The 23,034-nt window shown below is 37.6% G+C and carries 27 protein-coding genes, 1 tRNA gene and 1 other annotated feature; of the genes, 19 read left to right on the forward strand and 9 right to left on the reverse strand.

Annotation, left to right across the window (positions count from 1 at the left end):
• Nucleotides 1-98: 98 nt before the first annotated feature.
• The gene (locus ACNAN0_RS05900; protein WP_416354125.1) at nucleotides 99-2,720 is read right to left on the reverse strand and encodes a YfhO family protein; all 2,622 of its coding nucleotides are present in this window, start codon (nucleotides 2,718-2,720) and stop codon (nucleotides 99-101) included.
• Nucleotides 2,721-2,871: 151 nt separating this feature from the next.
• Between ACNAN0_RS05900 and ACNAN0_RS05905 the strand changes: the two genes are divergently transcribed.
• From ACNAN0_RS05905 to ACNAN0_RS05930, 6 genes are all read left to right on the forward strand, one after another.
• Entirely contained in the window at nucleotides 2,872-4,974 is a 2,103-nt protein-coding gene (locus ACNAN0_RS05905; RefSeq protein WP_416354126.1) for a peptidoglycan D,D-transpeptidase FtsI family protein, read from the forward strand.
• Between the two features lie 70 nt (nucleotides 4,975-5,044).
• A complete protein-coding gene (locus ACNAN0_RS05910; protein WP_416354127.1) occupies nucleotides 5,045-5,599 on the forward strand; it encodes a 5-formyltetrahydrofolate cyclo-ligase in 555 nt (184 codons plus the stop codon).
• Between the two features lie 33 nt (nucleotides 5,600-5,632).
• Complete coding sequence (locus tag ACNAN0_RS05915; protein WP_416354128.1) at nucleotides 5,633-6,319, forward strand: rhomboid family intramembrane serine protease; 687 nt, start codon at nucleotides 5,633-5,635, stop codon at nucleotides 6,317-6,319.
• Nucleotides 6,312-6,548 carry a YqgQ family protein gene (locus tag ACNAN0_RS05920; protein ID WP_230913412.1) on the forward strand — a complete coding sequence of 79 codons (237 nt, stop codon included), beginning with the start codon at nucleotides 6,312-6,314 and terminating at the stop codon, nucleotides 6,546-6,548. Before ACNAN0_RS05915 ends, ACNAN0_RS05920 begins: the two co-directional genes overlap by 8 nt.
• A gap of 4 nt (nucleotides 6,549-6,552) precedes the next feature.
• Nucleotides 6,553-7,524: an ROK family glucokinase gene (locus ACNAN0_RS05925; RefSeq protein WP_416354129.1), complete on the forward strand. Its 972-nt coding sequence runs from the start codon at nucleotides 6,553-6,555 to the stop codon at nucleotides 7,522-7,524.
• A gap of 33 nt (nucleotides 7,525-7,557) precedes the next feature.
• A complete protein-coding gene (locus ACNAN0_RS05930; protein ID WP_230913414.1) occupies nucleotides 7,558-7,965 on the forward strand; it encodes a rhodanese-like domain-containing protein in 408 nt (135 codons plus the stop codon).
• A 67-nt stretch (nucleotides 7,966-8,032) separates the two neighbouring features.
• Here the strand turns inward: ACNAN0_RS05930 and ACNAN0_RS05935 are convergent, their stop codons facing one another.
• On the reverse strand, nucleotides 8,033-8,212 hold the full coding sequence (locus ACNAN0_RS05935) for a DUF3042 family protein (RefSeq protein WP_230913415.1): 180 nt from the start codon (nucleotides 8,210-8,212) through the stop codon (nucleotides 8,033-8,035).
• An 81-nt stretch (nucleotides 8,213-8,293) separates the two neighbouring features.
• Here ACNAN0_RS05935 and miaA point away from each other — a divergent pair, with 81 nt between their 5' ends.
• From miaA to glnA, 3 genes are all read left to right on the forward strand, one after another.
• Entirely contained in the window at nucleotides 8,294-9,217 is a 924-nt protein-coding gene (miaA, locus tag ACNAN0_RS05940) for a tRNA (adenosine(37)-N6)-dimethylallyltransferase MiaA (RefSeq protein WP_230913416.1), read from the forward strand.
• 81 nt (nucleotides 9,218-9,298) lie between these two features.
• Entirely contained in the window at nucleotides 9,299-9,697 is a 399-nt protein-coding gene (locus ACNAN0_RS05945) for a MerR family transcriptional regulator (protein WP_230913417.1), read from the forward strand.
• Nucleotides 9,698-9,736: 39 nt separating this feature from the next.
• Complete coding sequence (glnA, locus tag ACNAN0_RS05950; protein ID WP_416354130.1) at nucleotides 9,737-11,080, forward strand: type I glutamate--ammonia ligase; 1,344 nt, start codon at nucleotides 9,737-9,739, stop codon at nucleotides 11,078-11,080.
• 71 nt (nucleotides 11,081-11,151) lie between these two features.
• Here the strand turns inward: glnA and ACNAN0_RS05955 are convergent, their stop codons facing one another.
• Complete coding sequence (locus ACNAN0_RS05955) at nucleotides 11,152-13,569, reverse strand: Xaa-Pro dipeptidyl-peptidase (protein WP_416354131.1); 2,418 nt, start codon at nucleotides 13,567-13,569, stop codon at nucleotides 11,152-11,154.
• Nucleotides 13,570-13,632: 63 nt separating this feature from the next.
• On the opposite strand from ACNAN0_RS05955, the gene ACNAN0_RS05960 reads away from it, so the two are divergent.
• Nucleotides 13,633-13,706: transfer RNA gene (locus ACNAN0_RS05960), tRNA-Arg, on the forward strand.
• Between the two features lie 275 nt (nucleotides 13,707-13,981).
• On the opposite strand, the gene ACNAN0_RS05965 is transcribed toward ACNAN0_RS05960, so the two are convergent.
• The 6 genes from ACNAN0_RS05965 to ACNAN0_RS05990 form a co-directional block, all read right to left on the reverse strand.
• Nucleotides 13,982-14,332, reverse strand: coding sequence for a tyrosine-type recombinase/integrase (locus ACNAN0_RS05965; RefSeq protein ID WP_416354132.1), 351 nt, complete (start codon nucleotides 14,330-14,332; stop codon nucleotides 13,982-13,984).
• A 23-nt stretch (nucleotides 14,333-14,355) separates the two neighbouring features.
• The gene (locus tag ACNAN0_RS05970) at nucleotides 14,356-14,583 is read right to left on the reverse strand and encodes a hypothetical protein (protein ID WP_416354133.1); all 228 of its coding nucleotides are present in this window, start codon (nucleotides 14,581-14,583) and stop codon (nucleotides 14,356-14,358) included.
• 64 nt (nucleotides 14,584-14,647) lie between these two features.
• Nucleotides 14,648-14,953 (reverse strand): hypothetical protein, encoded by a 306-nt coding sequence (locus ACNAN0_RS05975; protein ID WP_230913422.1) that lies wholly within the window; start codon nucleotides 14,951-14,953, stop codon nucleotides 14,648-14,650.
• A 252-nt stretch (nucleotides 14,954-15,205) separates the two neighbouring features.
• Complete coding sequence (locus ACNAN0_RS05980) at nucleotides 15,206-16,306, reverse strand: DUF5067 domain-containing protein (protein ID WP_416354134.1); 1,101 nt, start codon at nucleotides 16,304-16,306, stop codon at nucleotides 15,206-15,208.
• 375 nt (nucleotides 16,307-16,681) lie between these two features.
• Nucleotides 16,682-17,008: a DUF4870 domain-containing protein gene (locus ACNAN0_RS05985; protein ID WP_230913424.1), complete on the reverse strand. Its 327-nt coding sequence runs from the start codon at nucleotides 17,006-17,008 to the stop codon at nucleotides 16,682-16,684.
• Between the two features lie 129 nt (nucleotides 17,009-17,137).
• Entirely contained in the window at nucleotides 17,138-17,755 is a 618-nt protein-coding gene (locus ACNAN0_RS05990) for a DUF5067 domain-containing protein (protein ID WP_230913425.1), read from the reverse strand.
• 109 nt (nucleotides 17,756-17,864) lie between these two features.
• On the opposite strand from ACNAN0_RS05990, the gene ACNAN0_RS05995 reads away from it, so the two are divergent.
• The 9 genes from ACNAN0_RS05995 (at nucleotide 17,865) to folD (ending at nucleotide 23,034) form a co-directional block, all read left to right on the forward strand.
• Nucleotides 17,865-18,113, forward strand: coding sequence for a hypothetical protein (locus tag ACNAN0_RS05995; RefSeq protein ID WP_230913426.1), 249 nt, complete (start codon nucleotides 17,865-17,867; stop codon nucleotides 18,111-18,113).
• A gap of 7 nt (nucleotides 18,114-18,120) precedes the next feature.
• Nucleotides 18,121-18,768, forward strand: a complete 648-nt coding sequence (locus ACNAN0_RS06000; RefSeq protein WP_230913427.1) for a TetR/AcrR family transcriptional regulator — start codon at nucleotides 18,121-18,123, stop codon at nucleotides 18,766-18,768.
• 47 nt (nucleotides 18,769-18,815) lie between these two features.
• Nucleotides 18,816-18,882: a sequence feature (ribosomal protein L21 leader region), on the forward strand.
• A 15-nt stretch (nucleotides 18,883-18,897) separates the two neighbouring features.
• Nucleotides 18,898-19,209: a 50S ribosomal protein L21 gene (rplU, locus tag ACNAN0_RS06005; RefSeq protein ID WP_416354135.1), complete on the forward strand. Its 312-nt coding sequence runs from the start codon at nucleotides 18,898-18,900 to the stop codon at nucleotides 19,207-19,209.
• Nucleotides 19,210-19,234: 25 nt separating this feature from the next.
• Nucleotides 19,235-19,594, forward strand: coding sequence for a ribosomal-processing cysteine protease Prp (locus tag ACNAN0_RS06010; RefSeq protein ID WP_230913429.1), 360 nt, complete (start codon nucleotides 19,235-19,237; stop codon nucleotides 19,592-19,594).
• 5 nt (nucleotides 19,595-19,599) lie between these two features.
• Nucleotides 19,600-19,896 (forward strand): 50S ribosomal protein L27, encoded by a 297-nt coding sequence (gene rpmA / locus ACNAN0_RS06015; protein WP_230913430.1) that lies wholly within the window; start codon nucleotides 19,600-19,602, stop codon nucleotides 19,894-19,896.
• 105 nt (nucleotides 19,897-20,001) lie between these two features.
• Entirely contained in the window at nucleotides 20,002-21,069 is a 1,068-nt protein-coding gene (locus tag ACNAN0_RS06020; RefSeq protein WP_230913431.1) for a M24 family metallopeptidase, read from the forward strand.
• A 143-nt stretch (nucleotides 21,070-21,212) separates the two neighbouring features.
• Nucleotides 21,213-21,662, forward strand: coding sequence for an Asp23/Gls24 family envelope stress response protein (locus ACNAN0_RS06025; RefSeq protein WP_230913432.1), 450 nt, complete (start codon nucleotides 21,213-21,215; stop codon nucleotides 21,660-21,662).
• Entirely contained in the window at nucleotides 21,659-22,102 is a 444-nt protein-coding gene (nusB, locus tag ACNAN0_RS06030) for a transcription antitermination factor NusB (protein WP_230913433.1), read from the forward strand. Before ACNAN0_RS06025 ends, nusB begins: the two co-directional genes overlap by 4 nt.
• An 83-nt stretch (nucleotides 22,103-22,185) precedes the next feature.
• Complete coding sequence (folD, locus tag ACNAN0_RS06035; RefSeq protein WP_230913434.1) at nucleotides 22,186-23,034, forward strand: bifunctional methylenetetrahydrofolate dehydrogenase/methenyltetrahydrofolate cyclohydrolase FolD; 849 nt, start codon at nucleotides 22,186-22,188, stop codon at nucleotides 23,032-23,034.

Consider the following 23,034-nt stretch of genomic DNA (forward strand, 5'->3'; position numbering starts at 1 on the left):
AAAAGGACTGAAGTCTCAATACACTGCCTTACAATCATTTAGATCAATGAGTGTAAGCATTGCAAAGACCTTCAGCCTTTTTTAGTTATTGAACCAAATTAATGTGATTTGCGATTGATCAGTTCTAAAATGATAACTAGTAAAATACCTAGAAAAGATAGACTTGCGCCAAGCACTAATAGTGGCGGACGGTAACTAAATTTAATTTTATGTTGGCCTGGATTCAATTCTGCACCTAAAAAGGTCTGTTGAATACGTTTGATCTTATGTGCTTTTCCATCAACAGTTAGGTGCCAGCCCTTACTGTAAGGAATAGTTGTCATCATTAACTGTTGGTTTGTTTTTACATTGATCGAGCCACTGATACTTGTTGGTGTTGTTTGCACTTGCTTAAGTGCAGTATCCTGGGTTTGGTTGATCCAATTCTTGAATAGAGCCATGTTGAAACGATTAATTGAAATATTATCAAGCCAAAGATTGTTTTTCTTTAAGGTGATTTTGATCGTAATAGGTTGACCTTGCTGCTGGTCAGCGACACCATAAACAAGCGGGTTATCATAGCTATCTTCTAGTTGCAGGTCTTGATTATTAATTGTCAACGAAACCAACTTATTGTTTAGACTAGAGCCCCAGGTGAGATAGTACGGGTCATCTGTACGTGGTACAAAAGTCAATTCGAGCATAGCCGTTTTTTTCGGATTGATTTTTACATAATCTTGGCCAATGCTTTTTTTCTTTAATCGTAAATTATGACGTTTGATTTGATAATTATTAGGTTCAAAAAGGGGTTGATTGAAATTAGGATTAATCGCATGGAACCAAGATTCTTGTTGGGCAAGGGGAAAATCGACATATTGTTTTGCCCGTAATATTTGTCGATCGGCCACAAATGCAATTGGCAGCGTCATAGGATTATAATGGATGGTTTGTAGTGGTAAAACATCAATCGTGTTGTATTCACTTAAATCCGGTCGAGAAGCAACATTTTTGAAAACAGTGTTCGGGGTAAGGGCATTTTTAGGTAAAGTATTTTCGGTACGCTGCTGCATGAAATAGCGCATATCTAAAAGTGCATCTGTAAAAATCGTGCCATTATTGTAAGTTACAAAACCATCACCTTTATCCTGGCCCATGCGCCCATAGAAGTGAGTGAGAGCTGGCTCCATCATTGAATTGAATTGTGAACCACCATTATAGTTTGCTTGCATTGGATCATTTTTCGTGCGTTCATAAGTTTTACCAATACGATAAAACGTTGCATTGGCTTTTTGTTTGACCGCCTCGGCTCCTGAAACCAATTGGCTGGTGTAATCAGTGAAATCTGATTCATTAAGGTAAGTAATGTTGTTTAAAGAAAAAATTAAGTTGCCAGCCAATTCAATTGTTGTCACAACTGTAATAATGGTGCTGATACCGACGGCTCGATTTGTTTTAAGTGTTAATAGTACTAGCATTAACAGCATTAATAGAACCGTAATAAAAATTTGATCTTTTTCTATGAAGTTGACGTTTTTGATCTGCCAAAATGCAAGAGCACCTAAAATACCCGTGAAAACCAACGCTAATGCAATCTGTAATCTATTGACTGTTTCGATGAAGTGAAAACTATAGGCCGATAAAATCAGTAGCCAAAAACTAACGACAAAAGAAAATCGATAAGGGTACCACACGGGAAATTGAAAACCATGCCAGAAGAGATCAAAGGGTTCAAAAAATAGGGAAACAATCAGAAAAATAGTGATGAAGGCTGCTGTAATTTTGGCTCGCAGTGGAATCTGTCGTAACGTGAAGAAAAATAAAAAGCCAAAAATAGCTAAAGAACCAACAAATATATTTGCTTGACCAGTTGACATTTGGTCAAAATTAAAGCTCCCCATAATCAGCTTCAACATTAATTTGTAGGGGGCATATTCTATTTGCCATTTGATGTGTTGGATCGTATATTGCCCTTTGCTTTCAGACAAAGCGAAAAGTGTCGGTAATAACAGGACACTACTCGTTAATACCGCAGCTAAACCGCTTAAAAAGAAGTGCCATGTTTGTCTAAATAAACGCGACCAGTTGCGAAAATACAAGGCAGCCTGAAATATGAAATATAAAGTTACAAAAATAACGATCATATAGCCAATATAATAATTGAGTAAAATCGCAATTGCGAGCCAAATCGAAAAAGCTATGCTGTATTTTTGTTTAAAAAACTGAGGCACATACAGACAGACTAAAGGCAAAACGATAACTGCATCTAACCACATTAAATTGAAATGATTAACAATCAAATAACTCATGAGCGCAAAACTAACGGCATAGGCAATCGTTAAAGGGCCACGCTGAAGCTTGCTTCTTTTGAAAAAAATGGCTGCAGTTAACCCAGCGAAACCAAATTTTAGGATGGAGATCAAATAAATGGCAACAGGCAGTAATTGTTGTGGAAATAAGAGTAATATTATATTTAGTGGACTAATCAGGTAATAGGCACTAACGCCTAACATGTCCCCACCCAAAGCTTTACTGAATGAATAAATTAAATTTGTTGGATGGGTCAAAATATTTTGTTTGAAGTACGCAAAGAAATCGATATATTGTTGACCAAGGTCTACGGTCAACAAAGAGCTTTTGCCAAAAGGATAGGCGCCTCGGTACATAAAGTAAAACAACAGACTAAAGGCGGGTATTAAAAAACTAAAAATATAGATATAATGACGTTTAAGATAACTGTGCAATTTTTTGACCTCGTAATGTAAAAATTAAAATTAACTGAAAACTATATATGAAAGGTTATCAAATCGTACTTTTTATATTACAATAAAGAGCGACTCATTATCAATCGCTAAAACAAGTTACTTGTAATCGAATCAATTAGGAGTTCATGCCTTGAAGTATTTAAAAAAACAAATCAAGACTACTGGAAGCTCGACGAAATCTCGAATTCCCGTTCGTTTAAATATTCTATTTTTTATTGTATTTTTGCTATTTGCCGCCCTTGTTGCACAATTGGCTTATTTGCAAGTTATCCATGGCAGTTCTTTCCAAGCTGAAGTGAACCGGACTGATCGAACTGTAATTCAGGGTAATGTTCCTCGAGGCATGATCTATGACTCTAAAGGCCGTGTTTTAGTTGGTAATAAAGCAAATAGTGCGGTTACATTCACCAAGTCGATGAATGTTAAAACATCCGACCTGGCAACTGTTGCCCGTCGATTAAGCAATTATATTTCTGTCGACACAAGCAAATTGACGGATCGTGATTTGGCAGACTTTTATCTATCAGATAATAAAAAACTGCAGCGTGTGATTGATACATTGCCAAAGTCAAAGCGGACGACAAAAAATGGCGATAAGGTACCAGACGCGGTTTTATATAAATTAGCAGTCAATAAGGTCGCTAAGCAGAAATTAACTTTTTCGGCTAAAGAAAAACAACAAGCTGCGATTTTTAAAACTATGAGTGGTGCTTATCAACTTTCAACCGTGTTTATTAAAAATTCCGATGTAACTTCAAAAGAGGTCGCTGAAGTTAGTGAGCATTTGCAAAGTCTGCCAGGTGTCAATATCGGGACCGACTGGGAGCGAAATTATCCTAATGGAGATTCTATGTCAAGTATCATTGGTAATGTATCTAGTGAGAGTCAGGGACTGCCTGAAGATCAAATCAACTCTTTATTGGCTCAAGGCTATTCACGAAATGATCGAGTTGGGACAAGTTATCTTGAACAAGAATATGAAAATGTTCTGAAGGGGACTAAATCTCAAACTCAGGTAACTGTCGGCTCAAATAATCAGGTACTTAAATCTCAAACACTTTATACTGGGGATAAGGGTAGTAACCTTAACCTAACTGTTGATTCTAATTATCAAGCTAAAGTTGAGGCAGCACTTAAAAATGAATTTAATTTAGCTAAATCTAATGGACATGCTGGCTATTCTGATGGTGCTTACGCAATTGCCATGAACCCTAAAACAGGGGCAATCCTGGCCATGGCTGGTGTGCGTAACGATCCCAAAACTGGTGAGACGACCGATGATGCACTAGGTACAATCAATCGCTCTTTTGTTATGGGGTCTGCCGTGAAAGGTGCAACTTTTTTGGGAGCAATGATGGATGGTGTGATTACGCCATCTAGTAACTATCAGTCAGATGATCCAATTTATTTACCAAGTACACCCGTTAAGAAATCCGTTTATCCTGTTGGAACTTTCTCAGGCATGAATGCTGTTACAGCACTTGAGGTTTCTTCTAATATTTACATGATGCGCTTGGCTTTAAAAGAGGGTAATGCGCAATATGTTCCAAATTCTTATATCCATATGGATTCTGATATTTTCACAAAATTACGTGGTTATTTCTCACAATTTGGACTAGGCGTTAAGACGGGCATTGATATTCCAGGTGAAGCCCCTGCTTTCTTGGGGAGCACACTTAATGAGTACGGGCAGTTAAAAGTGGGTTCAGCACTAGATTTATCTTATGGAAACTACGATGCATACACTTTAATTCAAATGGCCCAGTATGTTTCAACAATTGCTAATGGTGGTTACCGCATGAAGCCTTATCTCGTTCAATCGATACAAAAAACCGATAATGATGGGACTCAAGGTGCTGTTGAAAGTTCAACTCAGCCAACAATTTTAAATCGAGTTGGTTTTACGGATTCACAATTAGATGTTGTTAAGACTGGTTTTTACAATGTTGTCCATGGTACTAATGGCTGGGGGACGGCACATACATTAAAAAGTGTTTCTCCATCAATCTCTGGTAAGACAGGGACGGCGCAATCATTTTATTCCGATGGTAAGAACTTGACACAAACTTTAACCTCAAGTTTTGTTGGTTATGCGCCATCAGATGACCCGCAGATTGCAGTAGCCGTTGTATTTCCAAACCTGTCTGAAAGTGCAAGTAACAGTCATTATAATTTAGATATGGCTAAAGAAATGTTCACGGATTACTTTAATACCCAAACAGCAGCTAAATAATCTGTTTAGATTGTATTTCAATGTACAACATAAACATGATATGATATTGATTGACCTAAGGGGGGCAATAATGGATAAAGTCACTTTTCGGAAACAGCAAATCGATCGTTTGGTTTCATTTGCAAAAGACGATCAAAAGCAAAAAGAAGAAGCAGAGCTGACACAGAAGCTATTTCAAACAGAGGTATTTCAAAATGCGGAAACAATTGGTCTGACGATTAGTCAGGATATCGAACTCAATACCAAGCTGCTAATTACAGCCATACAAAATTTAGGTAAACAAGTTTATGTGCCACGCACTTTAGCAGAATACCAAATGACTTTTTTACCGTATCCTGACAAAGAAACGGATCTTGAAAGAAGTTCTTTTGGCATTTTGGAACCTAAGCTGGATGAATCTAAACGACAAGATCCGCCTGATCTTGTCGTTGTTCCTGGAGTTGCATTTGCAAAAGATGGTAATTATCGGGTTGGCTTTGGCGCAGGCTATTATGATCGTTATTTGAATCGTTACCAACCACATACGATTACATTAGCGCTTTCACCCATGGTGTTTGATGAGCCGCAGTGGCCGGTATCTATGTTGGATGTGCCAATTGAGATATTGCTTGTCCCAGAACAATAGGCAGAATGTGTTAATGTCCAAAGGAGATGTCGCATGAACTCAAAACGTACATTACAGCGAATTAACAATACGTCTTTTGTGACTTGGTTGTTGTTAGTTATGACGGTCTTGGTTTTTCTCTTAGAAATTATCTCTGGAGGCAGTCAAAATCAGCAAGTTTTGTTTAATCTAGGTGCAAAAGTGAACGATCTTGTGCGTCAAGGCGACTGGTGGCGTTTAATCACACCTATTTTTTTACATATTGGTTTCATGCATATCGCTGTTAACGGTGTCATGATATATTATGTTGGCACGCAACTTGAACGGATATTTGGACATCTTCGCTTTTTGCTAATATACTTCGTTAGTGGTATAGCTGGAAATTTAACTAGTTTTGCTTTCGGCAATGACGGAACTATCTCTGCGGGTGCAAGCACAGCCTTGTTTGGTTTATTTGGAGCTTTTATTGCTCTGGGACTTGTTTTTAAACAAAATCCTTTTATTCAAGCCGTGGCACGACAATTTGGTGTTTTAGTGATTATCAACTTAGTGTTTGATCTGTTTATGCCGTCAATAGATTTGTGGGGGCATATTGGTGGATTCGTAGGTGGTCTATTGATCGCCTTTGCTATCAATGTGCCTAAAAGTATTGGTAAAATCCCCTATTGGCAACAAGTACTCGCAATTATTATCGTTGTAGGCTTAGGCAGTTTAATGTATTGGAATGGTATGTATGGATAATGAGCAAGTGATTCGTACGTTATATGATGTGCAGCAGATTTTAAAGCAATTTGGCATATTCGTGCACTTAGGCCATCGTATTTGGGATATCGAATTGATGTTTGAAGAACTTAAAAAAATTCATAATGCAAAGTTGATCGATGATAAGGTATTTAAATCTGCCGTTCTAGTTTTAAAGCGAGAACACAGGTATGAAGAAAATAATTTGAAACATGAGAGGGGTATTTAGCATTATGGCTGACAAAAAACTGATTGGTGTTGACCTTGGTGGGACAACGATTAAGTTTGCCATTTTAACTTTGGAAGGTGAAATTCAGCAACGATGGAGTATTGACACGAACATACTCGACGATGGGACGCATATTGTGCCAGATATTGTTGATTCGATTAATCATCACTTGAGTCTTTATCAAATGGATGCAGAGGATTTCTTGGGTATTGGTATGGGCTCCCCCGGTTCAGTGGATTTGCAGGCTGGAACAGTCACTGGTGCTTTCAATTTAAATTGGAAGACATTGCAATACGTTAAACGAGACATTGAGGCTGGGACAGGGATCACTTTTACGATCGATAATGATGCCAATGTGGCAGCTTTAGGCGAACGTTGGAAAGGCGCTGGCGAAAATGAGGCCAATGTGATTTTTATTACTTTAGGGACAGGCGTCGGTGGTGGTTTGATTGCTGACGGTCATTTATTGCATGGCGTTGCCGGTTCTGGTGGTGAAATTGGTCACGTAACGGTACAACCAAATGGTTATCTATGTACCTGTGGCAAGCGTGGCTGCCTTGAGACCGTTGCCTCTGCAACAGGTGTTGTTCGAGTAGCTCGGGACATGGCCGAAGAATATTCAGGTGATTCAAAACTTAAAGCAACGCTAGATGATGGTGACGAGATTTCATCAAAAATTGTTTTTGATTTAGCTAAAGCTAATGATCCGTTAGCACTCATGGTCGTTGACCGTGTGACTAATTACTTAGGATTAGCGTTGGCAAACGCAGCAAACTTGTTAAATCCAGCTTTTATTGTTATTGGTGGCGGCGTATCAGCTGCTGGGGACTTCTTGTTGACTCGCGTTGACAAAGCGTTCAAAACAAATACTTTCCCTAATGTGCGTGAAACCACACATTTACGGTTAGCAACTTTAGGTAATGAGGCGGGTGTAATTGGCGCAGCTTCACTTGCCAAGACCGCAGTTAACGGTTAATTTAAATTTGTATTCGTGAAGGGGCGAGTTTTTTTGTTTTTTAATGCGATTAGCGGCGTCTGGATCTTAAATATTATCTTGCTTGTCATTCTTTTGGCTTTTGCTGGCAATTGGCTATATTATTGGCTTAGATCCAAACAATTGAAAGCGGGATTGAGTGAGGCCGATTTTGAAAGTACGATGCGTAAAGCCCAATTGATTGATCTACGCGAGAAAAAAGATTTTGATGCGGGTCATATTCTCGGCGCAAGAAATATTCCATTTACGATGCTAAAGCAGCGCATGGGAGAATTACGTAAAGATTTACCAGTTTATGTTTACGAAGATGGTAAGTCTGTCAGCGTTAGAGCAACATTGAAGTTAAAAAAAGCTGGCTTCCAACAAATTAACTGGTTGGAAGATGGCTTTCGCAATTGGAAAGGCAAAACGAAAAAAGGCTAAAATGGTCAAATAAAAAAGGGCTCGCACATGATGATCGTGCTGTAGCCCTTTTATTTTTAGATTAAAATTATCCTTGGTGTGCCGCATGTTGTTTGCGATTAGCTTTACGACGATTTTCTTCAATCTTATCAGTGATTTCTTCTTCAGGATCGATCACAGTTTTTTTGAAAGCTAATACAGCACCGCCTAAAGCACCTAAGGTTGTTAATGCGCCTACTAAAACACCGGATGCAAATCTTTTTGCCATAATTATCCCTCCTATATGTTTATATTATCACGTATTGGTCCTGATTAATGCAACTAATATACAAAAAAATCGAGGAGATCTATGAAACCAAAAGTTTTAATGATTGTTGGACCTACCGCAGTTGGCAAAACTGAACTCAGTTTACGCCTAGCACATCAATATAACGGCGAGATTATTTCGGGAGACTCAATGCAAGTGTATCGGCAACTCGATATTGGCACGGCTAAAATCATGCCTGCGGAACGTCAAAATATTCCCCATTATTTAATTGATATTTTAGATTGGCATGAAGGTTATTCTGCTTATCAGTTTAAAAAGCAAGCAACAGAATTAATTTATGAAATCCAAGCTCGACATAAGCTTCCAATTATTGTAGGCGGCACTGGTTTTTATTTGAATGCATTGCGATTGAATTTAAATCTCGGTGATAATGAGCAGGTTGATACAGCTGCAAAGACACGACAAAAATGGCGTACGTATTATGACCATGTTGGGGCGCACCAAGCCTGGTTAAGATTAAAGCAACTGGATCCACCTAGTGCAAAGGCAATTCCGGAAACAAATCGACATCGTCTGATTCGGGCTTTAGAGGTTAATGAAGAGCAACAACAATTATTTTCACAACAAAAACAGCCACAGCCAATTTTTGATTCATTAGTGATTGGATTGAATACTGATCGTGGCCAACTTTATCAAAGAATCAATCACCGCGTTGACATTATGGTCAGTCGAGGTCTGGTTGCTGAAGCTGAAAAATTGTATGCTTATCGCGATCAAATGCCATTGGCGGCCAAAGCAATTGGCTACCGCGAGCTTTTTCGCTATTTTGATGGTCAAATAGACTTGCAGACGGCAATTGAGTTGATTCAACGTAATTCACGGCATTATGCTAAGCGGCAATTGACTTACTTTAGGAATCAAATGCCTGTACACTGGTTTGATCCTTTCGCAGATGAAAATTGGTATAGTTCGATTAATAGCCTGATCGATGTTTGGCAAAAATAATGTTATAAAAGCTAACATTTTACATTGACACGCATAATTTCGATTGTTATGATAGGTTTTGTAACAGAGAGGAGGTTAATTATGAAGGAAAAGGAACTACGTCGAACCTTAGCGGTGCTGCCAATCGGTACAGCTATGAAATTAACTGATTTAAGTGCACGCCAAATTCGTTATTATGAAGATCAAGGTCTGATTCATCCTCAAAGAAATGAAGGTAATCAACGGATGTTTTCTTTAAATGACATTGATCGGCTCTTGGAAATCAAAGATTATCTAAGCGAAGGTATGAATATTGCCGGGATTAGATATGAATTTGAAGAAAAAAAACGCAAGTCGAAACTTTCAAATCAACAAAACCATGTACAACCACTTAATGATGACGATGTTCGGCGCATTTTGCGTGAAGAGTTAATGCAGACTGGCGGTTTGGAAGGTCCAGACCATCAAATTCCTGGTTTCTTTCATAAAAAACCTTTATAAAACACAAAAGCATCCTAATAATGAAGGAGAGTTCGGTGTATGGCTAATAAAAATATTACCGCAGATGAAATTCGCGAGGTTGTTTCTAAGGAAAATGTCCAATTTTTGCGTTTGATGTTCACAGATATCAATGGGATTATCAAGAATGTTGAAGTCCCCGTTGATCAATTAGAAAAGGTATTATCTAACAAAATTATGTTTGATGGTTCTTCAATTGATGGTTTTGTACGTATTGAAGAAAGTGACATGCTTCTATACCCGGATTTATCAACCTTTTTGGTCTTTCCTTGGGGTTCCGAACATGGGAAAGTTGCTCGTTTGATTTGTGATGTACATAATCCTGATGGAACGCCATTTGCTGGCGATCCCCGCAACAATTTACGCCGTGTGATCAATGACATGAAAAAACAAGGTTTTTCTGCTTTTAATATTGGCCCTGAACCTGAATTCTTTTTATTCAAATTAGATGATGAAGCTAAACCAACTTTGACTTTGAATGATAAGGGTGGTTATTTTGACTTTGCACCAGTTGATCTTGGGGAAAATACGCGTCGTGATATTGTCTTAGAGCTTGAAAAAATGGGCTTTGAGGTTGAAGCTTCTCATCATGAGGTTGCACCTGGCCAACATGAAATCGATTTTAAATACTCAGATGCGTTAGAAGCAGCTGATAACATTCAAACATTCAAACTAGTTGTTAAAACAATAGCTCGTCAACATGGCTTACATGCGACGTTCATGCCTAAACCTTTGGAAGGTATCAATGGTTCTGGAATGCATATTAATATGTCTCTTTTTAATGATAACAAGACGAATGCATTCTTTGACGCTGATGCTGAAGGCCAACTTTCGGAAACAGCCTATCACTTCCTAGCCGGATTAATGAATCACGCTCGAGCATTGACTGCCGTTAATAATCCAACAGTTAATTCCTATAAACGTTTGGTGCCTGGGTTTGAAGCACCGGTCTATGTTGCTTGGTCTGGTCGGAATCGTTCACCGCTTATTCGTGTACCTCAGTCTAGAGGATTGTCGACACGTTTAGAAATGCGTTCAGTCGATCCAAGTGCCAACCCTTACCTAGCAATCGCTTCAATTTTGAACGCAGGCTTAGATGGTTTAGCTAAAGAACAAGAACCATTTCCTGCAGTCGATCGTAATATCTATCGGATGAACGAGGAAGAACGTCAAGAGAATCACATCACTGACTTACCATCAACTTTGCATAATGCCATTAAAGCACTAGAAAAGGATGATGTGATCAAAGCTGCCTTAGGTGATCATTTATACCGTAGCTTTATTGATTCTAAAGATCTAGAATGGGCTGCTTACCGGCAAACCGTATCAGATTGGGAAAGAGATCAATATTTGGAACTCTATTAATAATATAGCAATCCATAAAAAAACTGCCTAAAATGGGCAGTTTTTTTATTTAATATTTAACTCTAACGGCTCTATTTATTATAGGGTATTTCTAATCGAGAAGCATTTAAATCCAAAGTATAACTTTGCACCCGTGACTCACGCAAAGTCATACCCATGTCAGTGGAGTAAACTATCAGTCCAAGCTGGTGGTTAGTTAATAGGTGATAGTGGGTGGGTTGTAATTCAAAACGTACCGTATAAAAGTTACCTGGTTGAATGACATCATTAGACCAGGTATTACGTCGATTTTGCATGTTGATATGTCCCTTTGTGATTAGTTTGAATGGAGAAGGGTGAGTCTCCAATTGAAATTCCTTTAAGTCTTCAGTAAGATTATTGAAACCTAACTGTAAAGCGCCACGACCAACGATTGAAGGCTGTGCTTGTAAGCGCCTTGCTATGCCATAATCTGCCAACATCACGCTGAGTTTTCCGGAAGTCGAATCAACAGCAACTTGTAATGTTACAATCGGATTACCATCAATGTATAGATCTTTTGTCAATGGATCGGTTAAAAATAGTAACCGATTGTGCTGATATTCAGAGGTTTGACTTAACAATGCGTTTTGCCATTGATGCTCAGTTTGATTGTGCTTTAAGAAATCAGTTGTGCCATTGTCAATAAAACTTTGAGTTTCAGTTGGCTTTGGCTTAGTTGTTAACCGATTCTTCTGTAAATAGAATTGTTTTATTGGCGCAGACTCCGCACACCAATCCTGATAATGATGCCACTGTTCAGGTGTCACGTTGTCTTGAATCAAGACTTTGGGAAGGTCAGCATCACTAGCATTTTTTTGATCATGACAAAGTTTATCAACTAACCAATAATTAACCATATCGTTAAAGTCGATTGAGCGAATGTTGTTCATATAAATATGTTGCCCTTGATGAAGAAAAATTTTTGCCGGGATCTTAGCAGCACGCAAAGCTCGCCATAACTTTTCGGGATTACGAAGTTTTACATTCCAATCATTCAAACCATGCACGATTAAAACAGCACACTGAATATGTTTGACATCGTTACGATAATTACGTTCGTCCCAAAAGGTGTTATAATTTCCTGTGTCTCGATCTTGACCAACTGTCAGTGCTTGTTGCTGGCGTTCATAGACAGCTTTGATCTTTTGAAAATCGGCATCATCTTTTAGCCTTGAAAAAGTATCAATGGCTAAAACGTCTGTATCTTCACCTTGGCAGTCTTCTGGCGCAACAACTAAACCGTTATCGCGATAGTAATCATACCAGCTGGAAATAGCTGATTCAGAGATAATAGCCTTCAATCCAGTGACACCAGTTGTTGCTGCGGCCGTGGCTAAAGTCCCTAGATAAGATTTTCCAGTCATCGTCACATTGCCATTGCACCACCAAGCAGTCGTCGGTATATGATCAGTTCGATTAGTATAGGCGATTCGATCGCCGTGAAGCCATTGGATAATTGCAATCGTTGAAGCGGTCTCTTCCTGTGATCCTGTTGTTCTTAAGCCGTCGGAATGACGTGTCCCGATGCCGGCTGCATAAACCGAAGCAAAGCCACGACTGAGAAAATAATCATTTAGTGAATAAACAGTTTCTGCTTGGGCGCTAATTTCGGTATCGTGATTTTCTTCGGATGCTTTAGCTCCAATTGGCTGATAGGCTAAAGTGTGGGTTGCTTGAATTTCAGCTTTATCGATTATTTGAGCTTTCTTCGGCTGTAAATTTTGATTAACATTATGTAAGCTGGGGGTCATATCATTGGTACCCTTGAAGTAAGGATTTGCTGTATAAAGTGTTGGTACTTTTAGACCCCTATCAGTGGCTGCTGGTCGAAAAATGGTTGCTTCTAATAAGTCATGTTTACCATCATGGTCAGTATCTAAATCAGATTCCACATATACAATCTCACGAATCGTCTTACTAGCATCAAAAACAGCCTGAACACGGTTATTAAAGAACACAAAATGTGGTGCTTGGGCGTCAAAGAAACTATTAAAGAAGCCGCGATTTGCCAAATCATCTAAAAAATTCATGCCATTCTTAGTACGTAAGTTTAATAGAAGATAAAATGCACGTAAAAGAGTCTCGCTGTCATTGATTTGATCAAAAGATAATTTAGGATAACCACAATCCTGATAAAAGGCTTCAGCATTATCCATTTGAAAATCAATTCCTATTTCGAATTTTAATAACTGGAGTACCATGATGATAAATTGATGCCGGCTTAAGTGAAAGGGCTCAGTATTAAAAATATCAGCCAATGTATGTTGGCTATCCACTGAAATATAACGTAATGCTTCTAAACAACTTGACAGACTGTGATATTCAGGGAAAATACCAGCTATCAATTTTTGAAAAAGCTTAAGTGAAGATAGCGTTTTGTCAGATTCATCTAATAGTTTTATGTTGACAAGATCCTGATACAATTGCTCTGATGATACTTGATGAAATGCAAATTGATTTAACTTCAAAAAATCACCTCAAAAATTTGATTGACAAGGATTCATATTATTGTGTAAAATAATATGCGTTGCGTCACAGTGGCTCAGTTGGATAGAGCAACGGTCTTCTAAACCGTAGGTCGTGAGTTCAAATCTCACCTGTGACATTTGTAGTATTTCCAAGCATTTACAAGATTCTCTTAAACGAGTTATGAAGCGTGATAGCTATTAAGTTGGCAACGTTTTGTAACTCGTTTATTTTTTTGCTATTTTTGCAAGTTTTAACAGATTTGGTGGGCAAATCAATGGGCAATCATGAATTAGGTTAAAAAATAAATCGCTGTAACCCGCATTCGACCATTAAATTGCCCATTTAAATTTTACTAGATATGCGGTCAAACTCTTTGATATATAAGGTATTGAGCACGCCCATAATTGCCCACTAAAATATTTGCTCAAGAGCAGACAACATTTTGGTGTCGTCTTTCTGTCTCAGTTCGTCTATGACGTGCAAATAGGTATCCATGGTGGTTTGTATGTCTTTGTGCCCTAAACGCTTAGAAACGCTAAATATGGACGCTCCATGGTATAAGAGAATGCTACCATGGGTATGTCTCAATCCATGAGTTGTAATGCGCGGCACATTGACCGATGCACATAATCGGGCGAGGGCCTGATTTGTTGAACCATTGTCATTTATTGAAAGCTTATTATTTCTAAATACGAGATCATGAGGATCTCGATACCCAATTTTAACATAAAACTCTAATTGTTCTTGTTTTAGTTTTTTCATTTGTTCAAGAAGTTCATCAGTTACTAAAGACGTTCGGCTATTTGATAGCTCTGTTCTGTGTCATGTGAATATTTGCCAATTTTGTAACGGTTGATCCATTCGAGAAAATAATCAGCAAAGGTTATATCATTGAGTGAGGGGTCAAAGCCCATCTTAAGTTTTTGTTCCAATTCTTCGGCAGCATTTTTAGCCCCTAATTTTTGTACGAAAGCCAGAGTTGCTGACCTCACGATGCCTGTTGTTCTTGTCACAATAAATGATGCGAAACTCCCATTTCTTACCTTTTTTACGATAGGATGCCATAGCTACCACTCCTTATTCAAATTCCAAGTTCATAACAGATTCTTCCAAACCTTCGATGACTTCATTCTCGTCGATAAATAATTGCCAGCTCTTATAATCATTTTTTCCTTTGATCGCGTGGGAAAGATTATCACGGATACTACCAACAAATTGGGCTACCATCTTATCAACGGCACGATTGACCTTAGCATCGTTCCAACGTTTAGCAAACTGCCGACCGTGATTTTTTTCTTGTTGAAATTCAAGACACTTAGCTCGAAATTGTTTGATTACATCACTATTTTCATCAAGGTATTGTTCAAGTTCTGCTGTATTCATTTCTTTGCCTCCGAATGTATGTTCGTTTTAAGCGTTAAACAAAAGCCCAGAAAAGGGCTTATTTCAAAATTAATATCTATATCTTGGTTCAAAGTAGTTAGACAAGCGCTGGTCTTCGTACAGTTGGACCGTTTTATCTTCAATCAGCTTACTAATAGAGTAGGCTTTTTTCTTTTGCTAATATTGTTTTCATTATTGCTGCGGCTTCTACTTTCCATCTCTAATCTTCGCCAAAATCAGTCAATACAACTACTACTGTATATTGACTACTTTTGTACCTATAACATTTGAGTCAGAATTTTCAAACTCAATAGTTACTGGGTTGTTATTCTTCAAATCATACGTTATCGCACCTTGAATTGTCTTACCTGGCAATAATTTCTCATGAATTGCGTCTTCTTGAGTTTGGATAGGATTTTTACCTGTATCATCCGTGTTAACCATCCCAGGGCTTAAACTAACATTTGACGTGTCAGTTTTTTGTTTGGCACTTAATACCATATGAATATTTGATGGATCTTGCTCCTTTTTAGAATTATTTGTGATGTCACAATAAAGGACTAAAACTTTTTCGCCTTCAGATATAGAATCCATGACCTCTGATTTAGTGAATTTATAAGTTAATATGCCAGCATCAAATACATTATCCTTGTAAGTCCAATGATTTGGGTCATGTGCTAAACCGCCTGAAGTTTTATTTGTTGCTTTTTCTGGTTTGCTACTGGTGGATTGAGTAGCTGAGGATGATTTAGTCTCTTTGGAAGATAAAGCTGTGCTTGTATCTACATGAGCACGGATTTTAGTTTGGCTGTCGCTACTAGTACCAGTGAAAATCAGACCAAGCGCCAATATCCCAACACTGGTCCATAACCATGCAGATTTAAATATTGGTTTATTGCCGAGAGCTATCGAATGCCAGATATAAAATAGCAAACCAATGGTTAAACCTAACCATGCCCAAAATTTTAAATCTGCAAAACTACCAGCTGTGAGGATGCTTATCAGAAATGATGTTCCCAGTAACACCAAACCAGTGATATCCCCGCCACGTCCTTGGTTCTTATGTGCCACAATATATACAATCCCTGAAGCTAAATAAAAAATACCAGTTAAAATACCAGCTGAACCGCTGACTTGTCCATTTTGGGAGATTGCGTTACCAATACCTGCAAGCATTGATTCAAAGAAAATATATAGTGCAAACAGAATCAATAGTATTCCCAATACTAATTTTGTAGGTCCTAGTCCATTTAGTGATTTGTTCGGTTTTTTATTATTTGGGCGCCGATTATTTTTTGAACGTTTTCGATTTCTACTCCCATTATTTCGTTGGCTTCTGCTTCTACCATCCATTTCCCATACCTCCCAAAATTAAATGAATCTTGCCAATCATAATCTAATTCGAGAAACATAAATATTGGTACTTAACTGCATGCTTTAGACCAACTTTGTGCTGCAAAAAATGCAAGAGCACGCACGATAGAATCAAATTACAATTAAAAATAATACTTCACAACAAATGCAGTATAACATAGCAATTCTTGCATGCACATCAAACATTTTGATTAAATAGTTACGCGATAATTTTTGATTTTTAAAGGGAAAAGTCAAGAGAAAAAATTATGATTAAAAACCAAGTTATTATGATTCGCTGTAGACATTAAAAAGCCTTGTTAAGTACGAGCTAAATACTCGTTACTAACAAGGCTTTATATAGAACTAACTAACTTAATGATTAGAACTTACTAGGATTTTGATACCTTTATACAAATTATAGATATATAGAAAGAAATCGAGAATAGCTATAACGCCTATTAAGACAATCGCTACCATTCCAGTAGCCTGAGCATCTTGCATCAATAAGCCATTGATACCGATCACAACAATCAGTCCAATAGTAATAAACGTTGGCAAAATGTGTAAAATCAAAGCATTCTTTGCATGAGACTGCACAGCAACGTTTGAAGAAAGTAACCAAACAGCTATGGGAAATAGGATCGGTGCAAATAAGATTGAAATATAAGATAAACCACTTAAAACTTTATCACCATTCATAATGTAAACCTCACTTAATTTTAATGGTATGTTTGCTGTACAAACAAATAGCAACATGATACACTTTTTAAGTCACTTTCCTCCCAAAAGTGGCAAATCTCTGACTATACCCGATAGTCAGAGATTTTTTTAACCAGTAATATGGTATTTTTTCAGCCCGATGTAGTGCTGATCGTGTTTTGGTCCCCTAAAGCGTATCTGAATGGTGGCCTTATTTTTCAAAGTAAAGGGTATGGCCGCAGTCACAGATCGACCAGGAGCCAACTGTTTTTTTGCTTTTGCTAGCAATTGGTAGTCGTGGATACTCGTGTCTTTATTAATGGCACGGGTCAATTTTAACAGTTGATTTTGCTGAGATACATGGGTGACCATACGCCAAACTTCATCAGGTTCAAAATAACTTGATGTCTTATTTTTTATTTTGAATTCAATCATCAAAACTGGTTGATTATTAGCATCTGTAATAATTTTACCATTTGTCAGTTTGATTGAGACGCCCCGTGCGCTAAATAAATCAGACTTAAATTTTGCTTGCTGCAAGAATAAGGCTGATTTTTTTGCAACATGCTGTTGGCTAGTTTGCTGTAATTTTGTCTGGGAGCTTTTGGATTGATTTATTCGGATGATTCCAAAAATAAGCGAACCAACTACCGCTAACAAAATAAAACCTAAAAACCAGTATTTTCGATAAAATTGACGTTTGTGATAATATCGTGTCTTTCGCCGACTTCTACTCATTTGCGACATGTTGGCACTCCTTTTGTACTTTTAATTATAACATGTGAATTTCTCGAGTGTGGACAGTTTTAGAACCCCGTAAAAACTGGTATTATTTATGTTAATAGGAGTGAGGATCATGCGAAAGAAATTTAAACGAAAACAACTCAAACAAACGCTCACACATAAGATTTATTTTTATTTGGAATTTGCCAATGGACAAATTGTCGAGATGCCGCTGATTGTTTCTGAAAATGATGATTCTAAAAAAGAGGAAATGCTAGCACATTTAAGAAGCAAAAAGGGCAGCATACAAGATAGCGATGGTCATCTTTATGATTTTTCAGACTTGATCCACTATGAAATATATGATGAGAAGGATAAATGAATAAAAAATGGCTGACAGAAATTTATCAAAAAAGCATATCAGTCGGGATTCAAGAGTCAATAAAACATTTGAAAAGTTACGACAAGCATTTGTTGTTTTTTTGCAAAAAAATGATTTGGATGCACTAAATGTACAGAAACTAACGGATCTTGCCCATATTACACGAGGTACTTTTTACTTACATTTTTCAGACAAAGCTGATTTTATGCAACAAATGCAAACACAGATACTAAATGACTTTTTTAACCACACAATTCATTATCTTGAAAGCTCAAAAACGGTTCAAAATTTTCCGGTATTAGATGTTGATGCTGTTTTTGAGTATACTTTTTCACATGCTGCTATATTCAATATTTTATTAAATCAGCAAAGACAATTGTCTTTTGCAGACGAGTTAGAGACTCGTTTAATGGGATATATGCGTGAGTATATGCAGATCAACGAGCATTTGGGTGTTTTTGACCAGAATATTCCCATAAAATTGATCATTGATTTTTATAATTCCGCTTTGTTAGGTTTTTTAAAAGATTGGTTAAGAACACATCAAATTTATTCAGCTAATTTTATGAGTCAGATTTTTATTGACCTTATTCAACAAACCAGTGACAACGGTTCAGGTATTAAGGACTTCTATTACTTTGTTGAAAAGGATTGACTAAATGATGGGTATTTGCTAATATAAGTGAGTTGTATTTGTGAACGCCACAGCTGCAACCGCACGCTAAAGGTTTAAGCATAAGCGCCTGATGCGGCGAGTATAAGAACATAGGAGGTGCACACATACATGTACGCAATTATTCAAACAGGCGGCAAACAATATAAGGTCGAAGAAGGCCAAGCAATTTATGTTGAAAAGTTAGCTGCTGAAGCTGGCGAAAAGGTAACTTTTGATCAAGTAGTACTTGTTAACAATGAAGGTGATACCAAGATTGGCACACCAACTGTTGCAGGCGCTACTGTAACTGGGACTGTTGAAAAACAAGGTAAGGAAAAGAAAGTAGTAACTTTCAAGTACAAACCTAAAAAACACAGTCATCAAAAGAAGGGTCATCGTCAACCATATACAAAAGTTGTCGTCGATAAGATCAACGGTTAATTTTTAGTGAAAATGAGATGTTTTTATGATTCAAGCAAATTTCTATCGTGATGAACAAGGCTACATCAGTCATTTTCGGATTACAGGTCATGCGGATTCTGGAGTTTATGGTCATGATATTGTCTGTGCTGCTGTTTCTGCAACAGCAATTGGCACAGTTAATAGTTTACAAACTCTGGCTGGCCTGAAACCAAAGATTGCAGCAGACCAACAAAACGGTGGTTTACTGGACGTTAATATCAATTTAGATACTAATAATGACAAACGTTTGATCAGTCAAGTTCTCTTAGAGAATTTGTACGGTACGCTTAAAAGCATCGAAACAAATTATGGCGATTATATTTCCTTAAATAATGATTCACAACAAGAAAAAATTCGGGGGTGAAACTTATGTTAGAAATGAACTTACAATTCTTTGCGCACCATAAGGGTGGCGGTTCAACAGCCAATGGTCGTGATTCTGCCGGTCGTCGTTTGGGCGCCAAAGCTGCTGATGGCCAATTAGTTACAGCTGGTTCAATCATTTTCCGTCAACGTGGCACTAAAATTCATCCAGGTGCAAATGTTAGTCGTGGTGGCGATGATACATTATTTGCAACTGCAGAAGGCGTTGTTAAATTCGAACGTCTTGGTCGTGATAAAAAACAAGTTTCAGTTTATCCAGTTGCTGAAGCACAAGCAAAATAATTAAGATTATTTCAAAGGCTTGACACAAGATGATATGTGTTCAAGCCTTTTTTATCGGTATTATTTCTGCTAGAGTAAAAGTAAATGATGAAGGTGGGTATTTGTATGCAAAGATTGAACCAGTTATTTCAGCGAATGGCTGCAGATCATATTTCAAATTTTTTGATAACTAAACCGGTTAATATATATTATTTAACAGGTTTTACAGGTGAAGACAGTGCCTTATTATTACATGATCAATCGGCCACTTTGATCACCGATTCTCGTTATATCGCACAAGCTCACCGTCAATTATCTAATGAAATTAGCATATTCGAGCAGAAACGGGGGCTCTTTACCGATTTAAATCAATGGATTCCCAAATACGGGGCACTCGCATTCGAAAGTAATTTTGTGCTATTTCATGATTTTCAAAATCTAAAGGCTAACTTACCGGAGACAGAGTTAATACCACTAAATGGGTTCATCGAAGTTCAACGGGAAGTTAAGGATGCTCAAGAAATCGAATTAATTCAAACAGCTTGTCAAATCGCTGATGATTGTTTTGATCATATTATTCAGTTTATTAAACCAGGTTTAACAGAATTAGCGGTAGCAAATGAAATGGCTTATTATATGCGGTCACAAGGCGCATCCGATGTTTCATTTGAAACAATTGTAGCTTCAGGCTATCGTTCTGCTTGGCCACATGGATCTGCTAGTGATAAGGAAATTGCTAATAATGAATTGATCACATTAGATTATGGCTGTTTTTATAAAGGCTATACTTCTGATATTACTCGTACGGTTGCTTTGGGAACAGTTGATCCAGAATTGGAAAAAATTTATAATATTGTCTTAACGGCTAATAAAGCTGTTCTTGATATGGTCAAACCTGGTGTGACCGGTGCAGAGATTGATGCTGCTGCTCGAAATATTATCAATGATGCCGGCTATGGGGCACAATTTGGCCATGGGACTGGCCATAGTATCGGTCTTGAAATTCATGAGGGCCCTGGCGCATTTGGTTCATATAAAGCGCAGGCTCAGGTGGTTGGTAATGTTGAAACTGATGAACCCGGAATCTATTTAGAAGGCAAAGGTGGCGTTCGAATTGAAGATGATTTGTTTATCACCCCTGAAGGTAATCAGCTTTTAACGCATGCGCCTAAAGAGAACTTATTACATATTTAAAAACAAGTTCTTAGAGAAACTCAGTATTTCAATAGTCAAAGACTGTTTTTTTCGTTATAATCAATAGATAGTAGCTAACGAACGTAAAATATACTTATTTTGTAACTTACGGAATTTTAATTTTTGATGATTGGAGTGCAATCATGGCTGAAAATACAAATATCGTTTTGCAAGAGTTAGATAACGGTAAAGGACGCATTGAAATTGCGCCTGAAGTTTTAGAAGTTCTACTAGGTATTGCCGCTTCCCAAATTGAAGGTGTTTATGAGATGCGGGGAACTTTAAAAAATAATATTAATGAGTGGTTCGGTCATATCAACCATGGTAAAGGTGTTTCGGTTAGTTTGGTAGATGGCCATTTATTCGTAGATGTTTATGCTTACTTGCGTTATGGTGTTTCGGTGCCTAAAGTAGCTATGAGCATGCAAAAAACACTTAAAGAGCAGCTTTTATATATGACTGATCTTGTGATTGATCAAATTAATATTCACGTTGTTGGTGTCATCCCAGAAAAGGCCGCACCAACGATCGATCCAAATAGTTTATTTACTGATGACACAATAGAAGACACAGAAGATGGGAAAGATTCATGACCGAAGTAAATCGACACAATATCCGCAAAATTGCTTTTCAGACATTATTCATGATTTATTCAAATCATATTGATGACTCCCAAGATGCAATCGAGAGGGTTTGGGCTTTAACGCAACGTCTTAAAACAGATGAAGAGATTGTTATTCCAGATTACTTAATTTATTTAGTAGACGGTGTCTTAAATCAACAAAGTGATATCGATGCTAAGATCCAAGCAAGTCTAAAGACTGGCTGGTCACTACCGAGATTAAATCGTAGTGATTTAATTATTTTAAGGCTAGGTGTGTTTGAAATAATTTTTGAAACTGAGTTACCAAAAAAGGTCGCGATCAATGAAGCCATTGAGTTGGCAAAAGAATTTGGAGATGACACTTCAAGAGCGTTCATTAATGGTGTGTTGTCAAAATTTGTACATGAAGAAGTCGATAAGAACGAATAGTTTAAGCTTTCCAATTTTAAAGATGAGCTTGTTCTCGTCTTTTTTTATAGTCTTTCACAATTAATTATGAAACAGGTGAAAAAATGACCGAAATAATTGACGGTAAGGAATTGGCGAAAACTTTAGATAATGAAATGATACGGCAAGTGGGCCAATTAAAACAAAGAGGTGTCGTACCTGGGCTGGCGGTCATCATGGTTGGTAATGATGCAGCAAGTCAAATCTACGTTCGCAATAAGCATCGGCGCAGTCAAAAAATCGGGATACAATCTCGTGACATTACCTTTCCGTGGGATATATCTGAAACTGAGCTATTAGCACAGATTGATGATCTAAACCATGATCCTGATATTGATGGTATTTTGGTACAGCTGCCTTTGCCAAAACATATTCATGCTAAGGCGGTTTTGGAACATATTTCGCCTGAGAAAGATGTAGATGGTTTTCATCCAATTAATGTTGGTCGTTTATGGAATAATGACGGTAAGATTGTACCCAGCACGCCATACGGTATCATGACTATGCTGGATCGTTATCATGTTCAGATTGCAGGGAAAAATGCATTAATTATTGGCCGCAGTACAATCGTAGGTCGGCCTATGGCAGCAATGTTACTTAATGCCAATGCAACTGTCACGATTGCTCATTCTCAAACGGATAATTTAAAGACACTGGTTCATGCTGCGGATATTTTAATTGTTGCCGTAGGTATCAGTCATTTTATTCGTGGCGAAGATATTAAACCCGGGGCAATCGTGATCGATGTGGGTATGAATCGTGACAGCAATAATCATTTAACTGGTGACGTTGATTTTGATAGTGCAAAAACAGTGGCTAGTATGATTACGCCCGTGCCAGGCGGTGTTGGACCAATGACTATCACGATGTTAATGCAACAAACAATTAATATTGCAAGTAGGCGAACAAAATAA

This window comes from Agrilactobacillus fermenti (assembly GCF_047943045.1).
GTDB lineage: Bacteria > Bacillota > Bacilli > Lactobacillales > Lactobacillaceae > Agrilactobacillus > Agrilactobacillus fermenti.

Coding starts and splice junctions, on each gene's coding strand:
- ACNAN0_RS05990 (WP_230913425.1), bottom strand. CDS start 17,755: ATGTCGCAAATGAGTAGAAGTCGGCGAAAGACACGATATTATCACAAA.
- ACNAN0_RS05915 (WP_416354128.1), top strand. CDS start 5,633: ATGAACTCAAAACGTACATTACAGCGAATTAACAATACGTCTTTTGTG.
- ACNAN0_RS05945 (WP_230913417.1), top strand. CDS start 9,299: ATGAAGGAAAAGGAACTACGTCGAACCTTAGCGGTGCTGCCAATCGGT.
- rpmA (WP_230913430.1), top strand. CDS start 19,600: ATGTTAGAAATGAACTTACAATTCTTTGCGCACCATAAGGGTGGCGGT.
- ACNAN0_RS05920 (WP_230913412.1), top strand. CDS start 6,312: ATGGATAATGAGCAAGTGATTCGTACGTTATATGATGTGCAGCAGATT.
- nusB (WP_230913433.1), top strand. CDS start 21,659: ATGACCGAAGTAAATCGACACAATATCCGCAAAATTGCTTTTCAGACA.
- ACNAN0_RS06010 (WP_230913429.1), top strand. CDS start 19,235: ATGATTCAAGCAAATTTCTATCGTGATGAACAAGGCTACATCAGTCAT.
- ACNAN0_RS05910 (WP_416354127.1), top strand. CDS start 5,045: ATGGATAAAGTCACTTTTCGGAAACAGCAAATCGATCGTTTGGTTTCA.
- folD (WP_230913434.1), top strand. CDS start 22,186: ATGACCGAAATAATTGACGGTAAGGAATTGGCGAAAACTTTAGATAAT.
- ACNAN0_RS05985 (WP_230913424.1), bottom strand. CDS start 17,008: ATGAATGGTGATAAAGTTTTAAGTGGTTTATCTTATATTTCAATCTTA.
- rplU (WP_416354135.1), top strand. CDS start 18,898: ATGTACGCAATTATTCAAACAGGCGGCAAACAATATAAGGTCGAAGAA.
- ACNAN0_RS05975 (WP_230913422.1), bottom strand. CDS start 14,953: ATGAATACAGCAGAACTTGAACAATACCTTGATGAAAATAGTGATGTA.
- ACNAN0_RS05980 (WP_416354134.1), bottom strand. CDS start 16,306: ATGGATGGTAGAAGCAGAAGCCAACGAAATAATGGGAGTAGAAATCGA.
- ACNAN0_RS06000 (WP_230913427.1), top strand. CDS start 18,121: ATGGCTGACAGAAATTTATCAAAAAAGCATATCAGTCGGGATTCAAGA.
- glnA (WP_416354130.1), top strand. CDS start 9,737: ATGGCTAATAAAAATATTACCGCAGATGAAATTCGCGAGGTTGTTTCT.
- ACNAN0_RS05935 (WP_230913415.1), bottom strand. CDS start 8,212: ATGGCAAAAAGATTTGCATCCGGTGTTTTAGTAGGCGCATTAACAACC.
- ACNAN0_RS05965 (WP_416354132.1), bottom strand. CDS start 14,332: ATGAAAAAACTAAAACAAGAACAATTAGAGTTTTATGTTAAAATTGGG.
- ACNAN0_RS05995 (WP_230913426.1), top strand. CDS start 17,865: ATGCGAAAGAAATTTAAACGAAAACAACTCAAACAAACGCTCACACAT.
- ACNAN0_RS06025 (WP_230913432.1), top strand. CDS start 21,213: ATGGCTGAAAATACAAATATCGTTTTGCAAGAGTTAGATAACGGTAAA.
- ACNAN0_RS05925 (WP_416354129.1), top strand. CDS start 6,553: ATGGCTGACAAAAAACTGATTGGTGTTGACCTTGGTGGGACAACGATT.
- ACNAN0_RS06020 (WP_230913431.1), top strand. CDS start 20,002: ATGCAAAGATTGAACCAGTTATTTCAGCGAATGGCTGCAGATCATATT.
- miaA (WP_230913416.1), top strand. CDS start 8,294: ATGAAACCAAAAGTTTTAATGATTGTTGGACCTACCGCAGTTGGCAAA.